Origin of the sequence: Devosia ginsengisoli (assembly GCF_024707105.1) — a bacterium.
In the GTDB taxonomy this organism is placed as follows: Bacteria; Pseudomonadota; Alphaproteobacteria; order Rhizobiales; family Devosiaceae; genus Devosia; species Devosia ginsengisoli_A.
Genome location: NZ_JANQAJ010000010.1, coordinates 94230 through 108240 on the forward strand (window position 1 = coordinate 94230; position 14011 = coordinate 108240).

The 14011-nt window shown below is 62.7% G+C and carries 11 protein-coding genes and 2 pseudogenes; 3 read left to right on the forward strand and 10 right to left on the reverse strand.

Going from position 1 to position 14011, the window contains the following annotated elements; all coding sequences use genetic code 11:
- Positions 1–184: 184 nt before the first annotated feature.
- The 4 genes from NVV79_RS13985 to NVV79_RS14000 all read right to left on the reverse strand — a co-directional run bounded on the left by NVV79_RS13985 (position 185) and on the right by NVV79_RS14000 (position 2670).
- Entirely contained in the window at positions 185–565 is a 381-nt protein-coding gene (locus NVV79_RS13985; protein ID WP_303990702.1) for a hypothetical protein, read from the reverse strand.
- Positions 562–1119, reverse strand: a complete 558-nt coding sequence (locus NVV79_RS13990; protein ID WP_303990704.1) for a MaoC family dehydratase — start codon at positions 1117–1119, stop codon at positions 562–564. Before NVV79_RS13990 ends, NVV79_RS13985 begins: the two co-directional genes overlap by 4 nt.
- Entirely contained in the window at positions 1116–1595 is a 480-nt protein-coding gene (locus NVV79_RS13995) for a MaoC family dehydratase (protein WP_303990705.1), read from the reverse strand. The genes NVV79_RS13990 and NVV79_RS13995 overlap by 4 nt, the downstream gene beginning before the upstream one ends.
- Positions 1596–1797: 202 nt before the next feature.
- Entirely contained in the window at positions 1798–2670 is an 873-nt protein-coding gene (locus NVV79_RS14000) for an AraC family transcriptional regulator (protein WP_303990707.1), read from the reverse strand.
- A gap of 103 nt (positions 2671–2773) precedes the next feature.
- Here NVV79_RS14000 and NVV79_RS14005 point away from each other — a divergent pair, with 103 nt between their 5' ends.
- From NVV79_RS14005 to NVV79_RS14015, 3 genes are all read left to right on the forward strand, one after another.
- Entirely contained in the window at positions 2774–4228 is a 1455-nt protein-coding gene (locus NVV79_RS14005; protein WP_303990708.1) for an alpha-glucosidase/alpha-galactosidase, read from the forward strand.
- Positions 4229–4291: 63 nt separating this feature from the next.
- Positions 4292–4573 carry a type II toxin-antitoxin system RelE/ParE family toxin gene (locus NVV79_RS14010; protein WP_303990710.1) on the forward strand — a complete coding sequence of 94 codons (282 nt, stop codon included), beginning with the start codon at positions 4292–4294 and terminating at the stop codon, positions 4571–4573.
- A gap of 8 nt (positions 4574–4581) precedes the next feature.
- The gene (locus NVV79_RS14015) at positions 4582–4875 is read left to right on the forward strand and encodes a HigA family addiction module antitoxin (RefSeq protein WP_303990711.1); all 294 of its coding nucleotides are present in this window, start codon (positions 4582–4584) and stop codon (positions 4873–4875) included.
- A gap of 109 nt (positions 4876–4984) precedes the next feature.
- On the opposite strand, the gene NVV79_RS14020 is transcribed toward NVV79_RS14015, so the two are convergent.
- From NVV79_RS14020 to NVV79_RS14045, 6 genes and pseudogenes are all read right to left on the reverse strand, one after another.
- A complete protein-coding gene (locus NVV79_RS14020) occupies positions 4985–5992 on the reverse strand; it encodes an ABC transporter substrate-binding protein (protein WP_303990713.1) in 1008 nt (335 codons plus the stop codon).
- A gap of 291 nt (positions 5993–6283) precedes the next feature.
- Positions 6284–7650 (reverse strand): annotated as a pseudogene (locus tag NVV79_RS14025) (alpha-glucosidase/alpha-galactosidase).
- A gap of 9 nt (positions 7651–7659) precedes the next feature.
- Positions 7660–9330, reverse strand: a complete 1671-nt coding sequence (locus tag NVV79_RS14030) for an ABC transporter ATP-binding protein (RefSeq protein ID WP_303990715.1) — start codon at positions 9328–9330, stop codon at positions 7660–7662.
- Positions 9331–9341: 11 nt separating this feature from the next.
- On the reverse strand, positions 9342–10463 hold the full coding sequence (locus NVV79_RS14035; RefSeq protein WP_303990728.1) for an ABC transporter permease: 1122 nt from the start codon (positions 10461–10463) through the stop codon (positions 9342–9344).
- Positions 10464–10519: 56 nt separating this feature from the next.
- Positions 10520–11530 carry an ABC transporter permease gene (locus tag NVV79_RS14040; protein WP_303990717.1) on the reverse strand — a complete coding sequence of 337 codons (1011 nt, stop codon included), beginning with the start codon at positions 11528–11530 and terminating at the stop codon, positions 10520–10522.
- Positions 11531–11746: 216 nt separating this feature from the next.
- A pseudogene (locus NVV79_RS14045) lies at positions 11747–13778 on the reverse strand (ABC transporter substrate-binding protein).
- Positions 13779–14011 lie beyond the last annotated feature (233 nt).

The following is a 14011-nucleotide window of genomic DNA, read 5'->3' on the forward strand; positions in this document are numbered from 1 at the left end:
CTGATCGGCGAAAAAGTTCAAGCGGGGCGTGGCGGAATGTCGCTTTTTGGGCGGATACCCCTCCTGGCCTCCCCCTGACAGGGGGAGGAACAGATCGGGGCTTTGGCAGCATCGTGCCACACCCACCAGCCAGATTCCTCCCCCTATCGGGGGAGGCTAGGAGGGGGTATCCGCTAGAAAGCCCCTATCGTGGCGTGCACAGCATCACGATCGTATCGGCCGTTTCCAACTGGATCGCCGTGCCATAGGTCGGGTCGGGGATCATGCGCCCCACCTGGATGCCCCGCGTCGCGCGCAGCCCGCCATCGTTGATTGTCACCCCGTCCTGATAGGCGGTGATGGTGCCGGTGCCCGAGCTGGCATCGCCCACGCTGGTCGAGGCGAAGCCATAGACCGAGCCATAAATGGTGAGGATTCCCGCCTTGCTGGCAGTGGCATCGCGGCAGGCCCAGTTGCCCGTGAAATTCTGGGCAAGAGCCGGCGTGGCTGACAGGGCGGTGACGACGGCTATGAGGGCGATTCGGCGCATGTCCAGCACAGTGCCGGTGCGTCGGTCCGCTTTCAAGAGCCGCGCTTCAGCAGCGGGCCGATGAGTGGCATTTTGGTGAGCGCGAGCAACAGTCTGAGCCGCAGCGGCATCACATAATCCCGCAGCTTGGAAAAGCCCACCAGGTCGGCGCGATAGACCAGTTCGCCCCGCTGGTTGGTGGCCGTCAGCTTGTTGAACAGCAGGCCCCAGCCGGGAATGGAGTTGGATGCCCGCTTGCCGGTCACCACCAGTTCATAGCTTACCGTGTCGCCGGGGCGCACCGGCACCTTGAATTCCATGGCATTGACCCCGGGGGAGGGGCCGGACACGCCCGGTTCCCTTCCCTCGCCGCGCAGGCGTTCTTCCTCGGCAAACAGGGCATCGACCATCTTGCGGTGGCCCACGCTCACCGTATGCCAGCCACTGGCCACCAGCCCGCCGAAATGGCTGTGCTGGGCCGCCGCTGCGTCGAGGTGGAAATATTGTGGGTCGTAGAGCGTGGCGAAGCGGATGATCTCGTCGGCATTGAAGGTGTGGCTGCCGAGCGAAAACACTTCGTCGATGACGATATCCTCGAACCAGCGGGTCATGCCTGATCTCCGGGCTCACGCGTTTCGACCAGGTTGGCCAGCCGCATGGTCAGCACCGGCTGCTCCTTCTGGTTCCGCACGTCGAAATCGAGGCTCATGATGCCCCATTGAGGGTGGCTTTCCGAGCGGCGCAGGTCGGCAATGGTCACCGTGCCGCCGATCGTGTCGCCCACCATGACCGGATTCTTCCATTTGAGATCGGTAAAGCCCAGCCCGCCGGCCGAGGCGACCTTGTTGAGGAAGCTGTCCACCAGCATGCGCAGGCTCAGCCCGCCGGTCTGCCAGCCGCTCGAGGCCAGCCCGCCCAACAGGCTCGCCTTGGCGGCCGCCTCATCGAGATGGAAGGGGAAGGGATCGAATTCGCGGGCGAAGGTGACGATCATCTCGCGGGTGACGCGGATATGCCCCAGATCGATGACTTCGCCGATATGCAGATCCTCGAAATGCCGCCGATCTCTAGTGACAGGATTGGTCATTCACTTTCCCTATACGTCAAGCAAGGTTTGGCATGGAGAGCGGTAGGAGGCAACCTGGAAATACTTTGCTCCGAGTGGGATAATCGGAAATGGAAGTTCGGAGACCTCATGGTGAGCCTGTCGAACCAGGAGGTCGAGCGCGCGGGGGCTGGGTGCCACGACCTCGTCCTTCGACAGGCTCAGGATGAGGTCTACTGATGGCTCAAGCCCCCACGGCCAGCCGCCCCTGCGCGCGAAATTCCAGCGGCGCCAGCCCGCGTTTCCGCCGGAACGCCTTGGCCAGGTAATTCGCATCGGCAAAGCCCGTCGCCCTTGATATCGCCACCACGCTCATATCCGTCGCCAGCAGCAAGCGCTCGATGCGCTCGATCCGCCGTTCCAGCACGAAATCCGATGGCGGTGTGCCCACGCTCGCACCGAACTGCCGGACGAAGTGACCCCGGCTCATTTCGGCGATGGCGGCCAGCCGCTCGACCGGCAGGGGCTTTGCCAGATTGGCCTCGATATGGGCGATGACCCGGCTGATCGCTGCCGGCAGCGCGCGTTCGGGCGCGGCGTCCGCGCCGAATACGCCGTCATGCAAGGCCGCCATGGCGGCATAGGCCGCGCTCGAGGCCTCGCCGGGCGTGATATCGGGCTTGCTGACCAGCGTGTCGCAGGCGCCGGCCAGCCGGTCCACCACCCCCGCCGGCAGGCTGACCACCGGCCCGGCCGCATCGATGATCTCCCGCACCAGCCGCAAGGCCTCGCGGCCATTGAGCACCATCCAGAAATATTCCCAGCGCCCGCCCCGCTCCAGCCAGTAGCGATGGGCATGGGGCAGGCTGAGCACCATGGTCTGGCCCGGCGTCAGGCGATATTGCGTGCCGGCGAAGTCCAGCCGCCCCTCGCCGACCAATGTGTGCTGGATGACGAGGAAAGGCGCCGTGCCGCGCTGCAATCCGTCCCAGGAATAGACCTCGTTGAGCCGCTGCTCATAGCCGGCGCTGATCGCCATGCAATGCAGCGGCGTGGCGCTGCGCGGCAGCGTCAGCACGCGCAGGTTATGGCCGTGGTCGATGAGCTGATTAAGCACAAAATTACCCGGAATGGCACAAGCTTTCTCTAGCAGGCCAGGCCCGTCAACGCTAGCAGTGTGCTAACCAATTCGCCCCATCGGTGAATCCGCGGAGGAACACATGTCATTCAAAGTCACGGTCATCGGCGCCGGCTCGATCGGCTTCACCAAGACGCTGATTTCCGACCTGCTCAAGGTGCCGGAATTCGTTGATTGCGAATTCGCCCTGACCGACATCAATCCGCACAATCTGGATATGGTGAAGCAGGTCATCGAGACCATCGTCTCGGTCAACAAGCTCCCCGCCAGGGTCACCGCCACCACCGATCGCCGCGCCGCAATATCAGGCGCGCGCTACATTATGAGCTGTGTTCGTGTCGGCGGCCTCGAGGCCTTCTCGACCGATATTTCCATTCCGCTCAAATACGGCGTCGACCAGTGCGTCGGCGACACGATCTGCGCCGGCGGCATTCTCTACGGCCAGCGCAACATCCCGGTCATCCTCGATTTCTGCAAGGATATCAGGGAGGTAGCCGAGCCCGGCGCGCTGTTCCTCAACTATGCCAATCCCATGGCGATGAACACCTGGGCGGCCGACATGTATGGCGGGGTCAATGTCGTCGGCCTCTGCCACGGCGTGCAGCATGGCGCCCACCAGATCGCCAATGTGCTGGGTGTTGAAGACAGCGAACTGGACTATGTCTGTTCGGGCATCAACCACCAGACCTGGTATATCGACATCCGCGCCAGGGGCCGGAAAATCGAGGCTGACGAGCTGCTGGCCGGCTTCGAAAAGCACCCGGTCTATTCCAAACAGGAAAAGGTCCGCATCGACGTGCTGAAGCGCTTCGGCGTCTATTCCACCGAAAGCAACGGCCACCTTTCCGAATACCTGCCCTGGTATCGCAAGCGCCCGGACGAGATCGGCCGCTGGATCGACATGAGCGACTGGATTCATGGGGAAACCGGCGGTTACCTGCGCTATTCGACCGAGCGCCGCAACTGGTTCGAAACCGACTTCCCCATGTTCAAGGAGCAGGCCAACAAGCCGCTCAGCGAATACAAGCGGACCAGCGAGCATGCCAGTTACATCATCGAAGCGATGGAAACCGGCCGGGTCTATCGCGGCCATTTCAACCGCAGAAACAATGGCATCATCACCAACCTGCCCGACGACGCTATCATCGAAAGCCCCGGCTATGTCGACCGTTTCGGCATCAACATGATCGAGGGCATCACCCTGCCTACCGCCTGCGCCGCCACCTGCTCGGTGTCGGTCTCGGTGCAGCGCCTGTCGGTGGAAGCGGCCATGACGGGCAATATCGATACGCTCAAGCTCGCCGTGCTGCATGATCCACTGGTCGGCGCCATCTGTACGCCCGACGAAGTCTGGGCCATGGTCGACGAAATGGTGGTCGCCCAGGCCCAATGGCTACCCCAATATGCCGACGCCGTACCGGCTGCGAAGGAGCGCATCGCCAAATCCACCGTCAAGACCCGCGACTGGGACGGCGCCGCGCGCAAAAAGGTGCGGTCAGTCGAGGAATTGCGCGAGGTGGTGGGCGGACACCACTAGCCTGCGTGGTGTCTCAAGTACTATCGCCTTGCAATACTAAATGCGATACGATAGTATCGCGTCATGATAAAGTCGTTCGGAAACGAAGCTGCGCGGTCGGTCTGGGATCGGCGCTTTCGCAAAGGCGTTCCGAACGATGTCATGAAGGTCGCGCATCGCAAACTGACGCAGCTAAACAGTGCCGTCGACCTCAATGACCTCCGCATCCCGCCCGGAAACCGGCTGGAAGCGCTGTCCGGCGACCGGGCAGGGCAGCACAGCATTCGCGTCAATGACCAATGGCGCCTGTGCTTCCGCTGGTCCGAAGGGCAGGCCTTCGACGTTGAACTTGTTGACTATCACTGAGGGTTGCCATGGCTGATTTTGCACCGACACATCCTGGCGAAGTCCTGCGTGAGGACTTCCTCAAGGAGATGGGGCTGACCCAGTACGCCTTGGCCAAGGCCCTGGGCGTGCCACAGATACGCATCAGCGAAATTGTCAACGGCAAGCGGGCGATCTCGCCGGATACGGCCCTGCGGCTATCGCGCTATTTCGGCACCAGTGCCGAGTTCTGGCTGGGCATGCAGGCAACCTACGACCTCGAGCGGGCGCGGGATCAGCATGGCGCGGCCATTGCGAGCCAGGTGCACCCGCGCGCGGCATAGGTAAGCACGCGCCAGGGGCTTCCCGCGGATCAAGTCCGCGAGAAGCGATCGTAAAATGAGACCTCATGGTGAGCTTGTCGAACCACGAGGTCGGCAAGTGGAGCGCCGCCTATTCAGCCTGTGGCACCACGACCTCAGTGCTCACATTGCCATCCACCGCCGCGGCCAAAGCCGGTGGTAGGATATCCAGCAGATAGCCCAACGATAGCGGCGTCTGCCAGCTCATTGCCGCATAGGCCAGGCCCTTGCCGTCATCGAGCCAGAGCGAGCGGCCTTCCTTGGCGAGATCGAGATTCTGGTAGAGCGGCATGGCCTCCACCTTGGCCTGTTCGCCAGTCGCGGCATCCTCGATCGGCCAGATGGCGACATCCATGTCCAGCAGCCGCATATTCTCTTCGCTGATATCGATGCGGTTGTCGGCCTGGGCCAGCGCCTGCAGTTCGGGCGGGAAGGCCAGGCCAAGATCGATGAGGAACTTGCTGGCCAGGTCGTCCTGGCTCCACACGGTGAAGCCGCCTTCCTCACGCACATAGATATTGGTGCCGGTCTTGCCGGCCAGTTGCGGGAATTCGGCGCGGGCGGCGGCATAGCGGGCGTCGAAGCCGGCGATGATGGCGTCGGATTTGTCGGTATTGCCCGCGGTTGCCTGGTCGATGATGGCAAGTTCGGCCTGCCACGGGGCGCCCCAGGGCTGGTAGCCGGCCGGGGTCACGATGGTCGGCGCGATCTTGGACAGTTCGGCATAGCGCGCTTCGTCCATGGTCACATAGATGGCGATGATCAGGTCGGGGTCCTGCGCCAGCACCCATTCGAGATTGACCCCGTCGGTATCCATCACTTCGGGCTCGGCGCCCACGGCCTGACGGGCTGCTTCGGCCCAGGGCCAGGTGGCATAGGGATGGTCGCCCCACCATTCCTTGACGCCGACCGGCGCAATGCCGAGCGCATAGAGGAAATCCTGCTCATGCATGCCCACCGACACTACCCGCTTGGGCGCCGCCGGGATCGTGGTGGTGCCGTAGACATGCTCCACGGTGACGGGGAAGGACTGCGCCGCGGCCGGTGCAACCAGGCCGGCGGCCAGTGCCAGGGCGATGAAAAGACGACGTGTGAACATGATGCTCCCTCAAGCTAGGTGAGGGAGGTTCTATATTGATGACTATAAAAGTCAACTTAAGTTGATGGTCCGACGCGTGTGACCTACCCCCACCCTTGATTCCCTCCCCACAAGGGGGAGGGAGACGATGAACACTGGCGCCTCAGCCTGCGCCTCCCTCCCCTTGATGGGGAGGGATTGAGGGGTGGGGTGGAGCAACGCGCACTGAAGTCGCGTCCGACAAACCCAAACGGCCCCAACGCTTTCGCATCGGGGCCGTCCTTGGAAGCAGGGAGGACTTTGCGCCGCGAATTACGCCACGCGCTGCTTCGGGGAAGTGCGGGCCCATTCGGGCAGCATGCTGCCATGGGCCGCTGTCAGGTCATCGACGAGGTTCCAGATCTGCTCCAGATCCAGCTCGGCTGATGTATGGGGGTCCATCATGGCGGCATGATAGACGTGTTCGCGGTTTTCTTCCATCAGCGCCCGCACGGTCAGCTCCTGCACGTTGATATTGGTGCGGATCAGCGCGGTGAGCTGTGGCGGCAGGTCGCCGATATAGGTGGGCTGCAACCCGTTATCGTCGACCAGGCACGGCACTTCCACGGCAGCATTATGCGGCAGGTTGGTGATGACGCCGTTATTGCGCAGGTTGCCGTAGATCACCGAAGGCTCGCCGGTCCACACCGAATTGACGATGGAAGAGGCATATTCCTTGGACTGCTTGACCTCGATACGGTCGGCCTTGCGATACTCTTCCGAAGTCTGCTTCCAGCGGGCGATCTGCTCGACGCAGCGCTTGGGATATTCGTCCAGCGGAATGCCGAATTTCTCGATCAGGTCCTCGCGCCCCTCCTTGATGAAATAGGGGTATATTCGGCGAAGTGCTCGCTGCTTTCGGTGACGAAATAGCCCAGTCTTGTGAGCATTTCGTAGCGCACCTTGTTGGGGCAGCGCGGGTTCCAGGTCGGCTTGGGCGCGCGGCCTTCGCGATAGGCGCGGACGAGGTCGGGATAGAGGTCGCGATAGGAGCCGTCGGCCTGGCGATGCTCGAATTTGAGGTAGAAGGCCATGTGGTTGATGCCGGCCGAGCGGTAGCGGATTTCGTCGTAGGGAATGCCGAGATCGTTGGCCAGCTCCATCGCCGTGCCCTGCACCGAATGGCACAGGCCGACCTGCTTGATGGTGGGGTATTTCTCGGCAATGGCCCAGGTGTTGATGGCCATCGGGTTCACATATTGCAGCATGATGGCGTCGGGCGCGACGGCCAGCATGTCCTCGCAGATGCTCCACAGATGCGGCACCGTGCGCAACCCGCGCATGATGCCGCCCACGCCCAGCGTATCGGCAATGGTCTGGCGCAGGTTGTATTTCTTGGGCACGTCGAAATCGATCACCGTCGAGGGCTCGTAGCCGCCGATCTGGAAGCAGACGACGACGAAATTGGTGCCGTCGAGCGCCTTTTTCTGGTCGAGATAGGTCTCCACCGTCGCCGAGACACCCAGCGTGGCGATCAGCTTGCGGGCGATGACCTCGCTCTCCTCCAGCCGCGTCGGATTGATGTCCATCAGCCGTATCGTGGCCCCTGACAAAGCGGGGCGCTGCAGGATGTCGCCGACGATGTTCTTCATGAACACCGCCGAGCCGGCGCCGATGAAAGTGATCTTGGGGTTTGCCATAAAGTGCTCCTAGGCGGCTATTTCGAACGCGGCGCGGACCAGCCTTGCCGTATATTCGGTCTGGGGATTGGTGAGGACATCGGCCACCGGCCCCTGCTCGACGACCTTGCCATGCTGCATGACCATGACACGATGGCAGAGGGCGCGCACGACCTTGAGGTCGTGGCTGATGAAGAGATAGGACAGGCCCTTTTCGTCCTGCAGCTTGCGCAGCAGGTCGATGATCTGGGCCTGCACGGAAAGGTCGAGCGCCGAGGTCGGCTCGTCCAGCAGGATGAATTCCGGCTCGAGCGCGATGGCCCGGGCGATGGCGATGCGCTGCCGCTGCCCGCCGGAGAATTCATGCGGAAAGCGCTGCAGGATATTGTCCTGCATGCCGGCATCGGCTAGCGCCTGCCGCACCCGGTCGACGCGCTCGCGGCCATTGGCCCCGATCCCGTTGACGATCAGTCCTTCCTCGATGATCTGGCGGATCGACATGCGTGGATTCAGACTCGCAAACGGGTCCTGGAACACGATCTGCATGCGGCTCCGCAGCGGGCGCATGGCGGCGCGGTCCTTGGTGTCGATGCGTTCGCCATCGAAGAAAATCTGCCCGCCCTGATTGCCGATCAGCCGGATCAGCGCCTGCCCGAACGTGGTCTTGCCCGAACCGGATTCCCCCACGATGCCAAGGGTTTCGTGGCGCGAGAGCTTGATATCGAGATTGTCTACGGCCTTGAGTTCGAAGAAATCGGGCTTGAAGAAGCCGCCCCGCTTGAGCGTGAAACTGACCTTGACGTCCTTGCCTTCAAGCACCGTCTCGTGGACGCCATCTTCCAGCGGCAGAGCCGTGCCCTTGGGCTCGGAGGCCAGCAGGTGCCGCGTATAGGCGTGCTGCGGATTGGCGAACAGAGCCTCGGTGGCATTGTGCTCCTGCACCCGCCCGTTCTGCATCACATAGACATATTCGGAAAACTGCCGGACGATGGTCAGGTCATGGGTGATCAGGATCACCGCCATGCCGTATTTGTCCTTCAAATCCTTGATCAGGTTAAGGATTTGCGCCTGCACGGTCACGTCGAGCGCGGTAGTCGGCTCGTCGGCGATCAGCACGTCCGGCCGGTTGGCCAGGGCCATGGCGATCATCACGCGCTGGCGTTGCCCGCCCGACAACTGGTGCGGATATTGCCGCAGCCTGGCGCCGGGGTCGGGGATCTGCACTTCGGCCAGCAGCGCCTCGGCCTTCTCCATCGCCGCCTTGCGGCTCATGCGATTGTGCAGGTGCAGGATTTCGCAGAGCTGCTGGCCGATCGTGTAGACCGGGTTCAGCGAACTCATCGGCTCCTGGAAGATCATGGCGATGTCGTTGCCGCGCAGCTTGCGCATATCGCGGTCGGTCATCGTCACGATGTTCTTGCCCGAAAGGGTGATGCTGGTCTCCGGCAGGATGGTCGCCCGCTTGGTCAGGAGCTTCATCAGCGTGCGGGCGGTCACGGATTTACCCGACCCGCTTTCGCCTACCAGGGCAATGGTCTCGCCCTTGTGGAGCTGGAAGGAGACATCGCGCACGGCGTTGACCACGCCGCCCTCGACCTTGAAATTCACCCCGATATTGCGGGCATCGAGGATCAATTCGCGATCATGGTCGCCCAGGTCGTGGCGGGTGTCGGAAACAGGCGTCTGGCTCGGTTCACTCATCGTCCTGCCCCTCAATACGGATCGACGGCGTCGCGCAGGCCGTCACCCAGCGCATTGAAAGCGAAAACGGTGATCAGCACGAAGACGACGGGGCTGAGAATCCACGGATAGGAGCCGATCACCGAGAAGGTGCCGGTATCCTGCAGCAGCAGCCCCCAGGAGATCAGCGGCGGCTTCACGGCAAAGCCGAGGAAACCGAGGAAGCTCTCGAGCAGCACCACTGACGGCACGGCCAGCGTCACCGCCACGATGACGTGGCTGAGCACGTTGGGCAGGATGTGGCGGGTGATGATGCGGCTATCGGTGGCGCCTACGGCAATGGCCGCGCGCACATAATCGATGCGGGCCAGCGCCAGCGTCTTGGAGCGCACTTCGCGGCTCAACTGCGCCCAGCCCAGCACCGCCATCACGGCGATGACGAATGTCAGGAACACATTGGATGGTGCCGTCACCGGAATGAGCGAGGTGAGCGCCAGGTAGAGCGGCAATTGCGGAAAGGCCAGCACGAATTCCACGAAGCGCTGCACCCAGGCGTCGAGCCGTCCGCCGATATAGCCCGACGTGATGCCCACCAGCGTGCCGACGATCGTGGTCAGCGTCACCACGGCCAGGGCGATCATCAGGGAGATGCGCGAGCCGATAATGCCACGCGAGAGAATATCGCGCCCGAACTTGTCGGTGCCCAGCAGTTGGATCGGTCGCCCGTCGGTCGAGCCGAAGAAGTGGACATTGGCCGGGATGAACCAGAGCAGGTGGTAGCTGTAGCCGGTGACGAAGAAGCCTGTCGGCGTCGGGTTGTCCTTGATCAGGCCGGTCAGCGGCTGAAAGGTCACGGGGTCGAATTCGCCGGTGTCGCCGATCGGGTAGACATAGGGGATGAGGCTGAAATTGCCGTCCTGGTCCTCGAAGGCGATCATATCCGGCGGGGCAAAGGGCAGGTTGGCTGCCTTGGGGTCCATCGGCGCGAAGAAATCGGCAAAGACCGAGACCACCAGCAGCAGGGTCACCAGAACCAGCCCGATCATGCCCATGGTCGAGCGGCGGAAGCGCCGCCAGACCAGGGTCGCATAGCCCTCATTGCCGCTGCCGAAGCGAGTTACTGCCGGGGCGGCTTCGTCGGCGCCTGTCGGCATCGGGCCGCCGGCGGGGTCTGATGGCAGGGGGATGGCGGAACGCGTATCGAGGTCGGTCATTCGCTGCCTCCCCCCAGCCGGATGCGGGGGTCGAGCGCCACCAGCAGAAGGTCTGAAATGATGTTGCCGACGATCAGCGTGGCGGCCAGCACCAGCATGAAGGTGGCGGTGACATAGACATCGCCCACGCCCATGGAGCCGACAATGGCCGGGCCGACCGTGGCGAGGCCGAAGACGATGGCCACCTCGATTTCGCCGGTCAGCATATAGGGCAGCACCACGCCCTGATAGGCGACCAGCGGGTGCAGCGCATTGGGCACGGCATGCTTCATGATCACGGCGCCTTCCGGCAGGCCCTTGGCGCGTGCGGTCTCGACATATTGGCTGTTGAGCACGTCGAGCAGGTTGGCCCGCATGACGCGCATATTATAGGCCAGCCCGCCAAAGGTGGCGATGAAGACCACGGGCCAGACATGCTGGACGAGGTTGACGAACTTGTCCCAGCTCCAGGGCGCGCCGCCATAGCGGGCCGAAAAGAACATACCCACCTCGCTGACATTGAGCCGGAAGACTAGGAAATAGAGGATGATAATGGCCAGCAGGAACCGCGGAATGGTCATGCCGAGGAAGGAGATGATGCCTAGCCCGGTATCGACCCAGGAATATTGCCTTGTGGCCGCCAGGATGCCCAGGCCAATGCCCAGCAGCGACGCGAGCAGGTGGCAGGTCAGCGCCAGGGCGATGGTGGCCGGCAGACGCTCGGCCACGACGATGCCGACATCCTTGTTGTAGAAGAACGAGTGGCCGAAATCGAAGCGGGTGACGATGCCCCCGATCCAGCGGAAATACTGCACGATGATAGGGTCATTGAGGCCGTGGGCCTCGCGATACAGCTCGGCCTGCGCTTCGGCCACGGTGGGGGCAGCGCCGCCCTGATTGATCAGCATGGAGCGGATCGTGTCGCCATAGTCGCCCGGCGGCGCCTGGATGATGGCGAAGGTCACCACGCTGAGCAGCAGGAGCAGCGGGATCGCGCCCAATATGCGCATGATCAGAAATCGAAGCATGGCGGCCTCTTAATAGCTTGGGGCGTTTGGCCCCGGCGCCTCAGTCGTCTCCCTCCCCCTTGTGGGGAGGGATCAAGGGTGGGGGTGGGCCACTTGCACCGCGTTTGCGTGACCATACCCCCACCCTGCTCGATCACGGACCTAGCGAAGGGCTAAGTCCTATCTCGCTCTCCCTCCCCACAAGGGGGAGGGAGACAGGAGCTCAAGCGCCGGTGGTCACACCGGACCCGCGCCGCCCGGTTCGCCCGGAAGCGTCTCGGGGTGCAGTTCGTAGTCGCCCTGCGTGTCGGCCGGAACGTAGACGCGTTCGCGGATAATGTTGTCTTCCGCCCAGTTGAACATGAAGATCGGGGCGCCGGCCGGGATATTGGCAAAGCGCTTGTTGATGATCAGCGCACCCGGATATTGGGTGAGCCCCACCGAATAGACGTTCTCGGTGAAGGTGTGCTGGAAGGTCTTCATCAGCTCGACGCGTTCGGCATTGTCGCTGGTGGCGACAAAGGCGTTCACCGCATCGACCAGTTCCTGCTCGAAGGGCAGGAGATCCACTGTTCCGTCCGTGCCGGCGCGGTGGAAATAGCTCGTCTGCGGACCTGTGGGGGCGAGGAAGGTCGTGCCCTGCACCACCGAGACCACTTCGGCGCCCTGGCGGCGGACATGCCAGTCGAACTGGCCGGCCTGCTGCATGTCGTCACGCGAGGTTCCCGCCTGGAAATTGGCGATGACGCGCAGGCCGAGCGGTTCCATCATGGCGATAACGCCTTCGGCCAGGTTGGTGTCGGTCGCATAATCCGTATTGGCGAGCAGGGTGATTTCCACATCCGCGCCGCCATCGGGCAGGTTGCGCACGCCATTGCCGTCGGTATCGATCAGGCCGATGCCGTCGAGCAGGGCGTTGGCCGCCTCCAGGTTATAGGGGTAGTAGACCGTCGAGGCCTTGTCATAATAGGCCGTGCCGGCATAGAGGCCGCCCGGATAGATGGCGGTGAACGGACCGCGGACCAGCGAGTCGCCCAGCCGCTGCCGGTCGATGGCGATCGAGACGGCCTTGCGGAAATCGAGGTTCCGGTTCAGTTCGTGGATGGCCTGGCCGCGGGCATCGGGTTCGCCCCAGCCATTGGCCGAGAGGTTGAATTCCAGCGCATAGCCGATGGTGCGGGCGCCGAATTGCAGACGGGCAGGGGCGGTGTCTTCAGCCGAGCGGCGCAGGGCTTCGACATAGCTTTCGGCCTGTTCGAGGTTGGAGAAGTCGCCCGAACCGGCAACGGCCTGCACGTCGCGGTCGGCCCAGGTGCTGAGCCGGTAGTGCATTTCGTTCAGATAGGGCAACTGGTTGCCGTTCTCGTCGACCTTCCAGTAATAGGGGTTGCGGCGCATCACCACGATGTCGTCCGGCCGGTATTCCACCGGCACCCAGGCGCCCATGACCGGCATGTTCATATATTCCGGCGGGAAGGCGTTTTTGAACTGCTCGTAGGTGTTGTCGGAATATTTGGGGTGCTGGGGCTTCAGGATATGGCTCGGGCCGGGGCAGAAGGTGCCATAGGCCATGGCATAGAGATATTGCGTCGGCCGGACTTCCTTGAAGGTCCATTTGATCGTGTAGGGATCGAGCGCTTCCAGCGTGGTGCCGACGCCGAAGGTCTCGGGTGTGCCGCCATTGAGCGGGGACACATTGGAATCCATGATGGCGTCGTCCCAGTAGAACATCACGTCATCGGCGTCGAAGGGGTCGCCGTCGGACCATTTGGCGCCTTCGATCAGGTGCATGGTCAGCTCGTGCCCGTCTTCGGACCATTCCCAGCTCTTGGCCAGGTTGGGCAGCGGCTCGAGTTCGTCGGCCTTGACCTCGAAGAGCGGCCCGGTGCGCGTCAGGCATTCGCTGAGGCCGATATCGATGCCGCCCCAGCCCCTGGTTCTGGCCGGCGGTATAGTTCCAGTCTTCCGGCCGGCCGCCGATCACATGACGCATCGTGTCGCCATAGACGCCGACGCCGTCGGGCATGTCGCCGGTCTTGAACACCAGGGGTTCCTTGGGCAGGCGCTCGGCGACGGGCGGCAATGTGCCCGCCTCGACATATTTCGCGGTGACCCAGTCGGGTTCATGATATTCGGGCAGCGCCTTGTATTCCTGGATATCGGAAACGCTGACGAAGTTGGGCTCGCTCTGCGCGGCGAATTCCGGCGGATCCGGAAGTTCGCCCGTCAAATCCTGGGCCTGCACGGCAAGCAGCGAGACACCCAGCATCAGTCCTGCCCCGCCAAGGGCAATCGCTTGTTTTCTCAATAAAACCTCCCATGGCAACGGATCGGCATTGCTTGCCGTAACCGGATACTCCCTTCCGGCTTCATTCCGTGCTCTGGCCAAAAGCCTACGCCTTGCCTTGGGTGAAGCAATCCGGAATGATAGAGACTTGTTCCGGGTTTCAAAGAAATCGGGGGATAAGGACGATTGTTGAGAGCCTCGTTCAGCCGCGCCGC

What these genes read in the sequence shown, in the direction of transcription:
- NVV79_RS14015 (WP_303990711.1), top strand. Translation starts at nt 4,582, where the DNA reads ATGGCTGATTTTGCACCGACACATCCTGGCGAAGTCCTGCGTGAGGAC.
- NVV79_RS14035 (WP_303990728.1), bottom strand. Translation starts at nt 10,463, where the DNA reads ATGCCGACAGGCGCCGACGAAGCCGCCCCGGCAGTAACTCGCTTCGGC.
- NVV79_RS14010 (WP_303990710.1), top strand. Translation starts at nt 4,292, where the DNA reads ATGATAAAGTCGTTCGGAAACGAAGCTGCGCGGTCGGTCTGGGATCGG.
- NVV79_RS13995 (WP_303990705.1), bottom strand. Translation starts at nt 1,595, where the DNA reads ATGACCAATCCTGTCACTAGAGATCGGCGGCATTTCGAGGATCTGCAT.
- NVV79_RS14020 (WP_303990713.1), bottom strand. Translation starts at nt 5,992, where the DNA reads ATGTTCACACGTCGTCTTTTCATCGCCCTGGCACTGGCCGCCGGCCTG.
- NVV79_RS14040 (WP_303990717.1), bottom strand. Translation starts at nt 11,530, where the DNA reads ATGCTTCGATTTCTGATCATGCGCATATTGGGCGCGATCCCGCTGCTC.
- NVV79_RS13990 (WP_303990704.1), bottom strand. Translation starts at nt 1,119, where the DNA reads ATGACCCGCTGGTTCGAGGATATCGTCATCGACGAAGTGTTTTCGCTC.
- NVV79_RS14030 (WP_303990715.1), bottom strand. Translation starts at nt 9,330, where the DNA reads ATGAGTGAACCGAGCCAGACGCCTGTTTCCGACACCCGCCACGACCTG.
- NVV79_RS14005 (WP_303990708.1), top strand. Translation starts at nt 2,774, where the DNA reads ATGTCATTCAAAGTCACGGTCATCGGCGCCGGCTCGATCGGCTTCACC.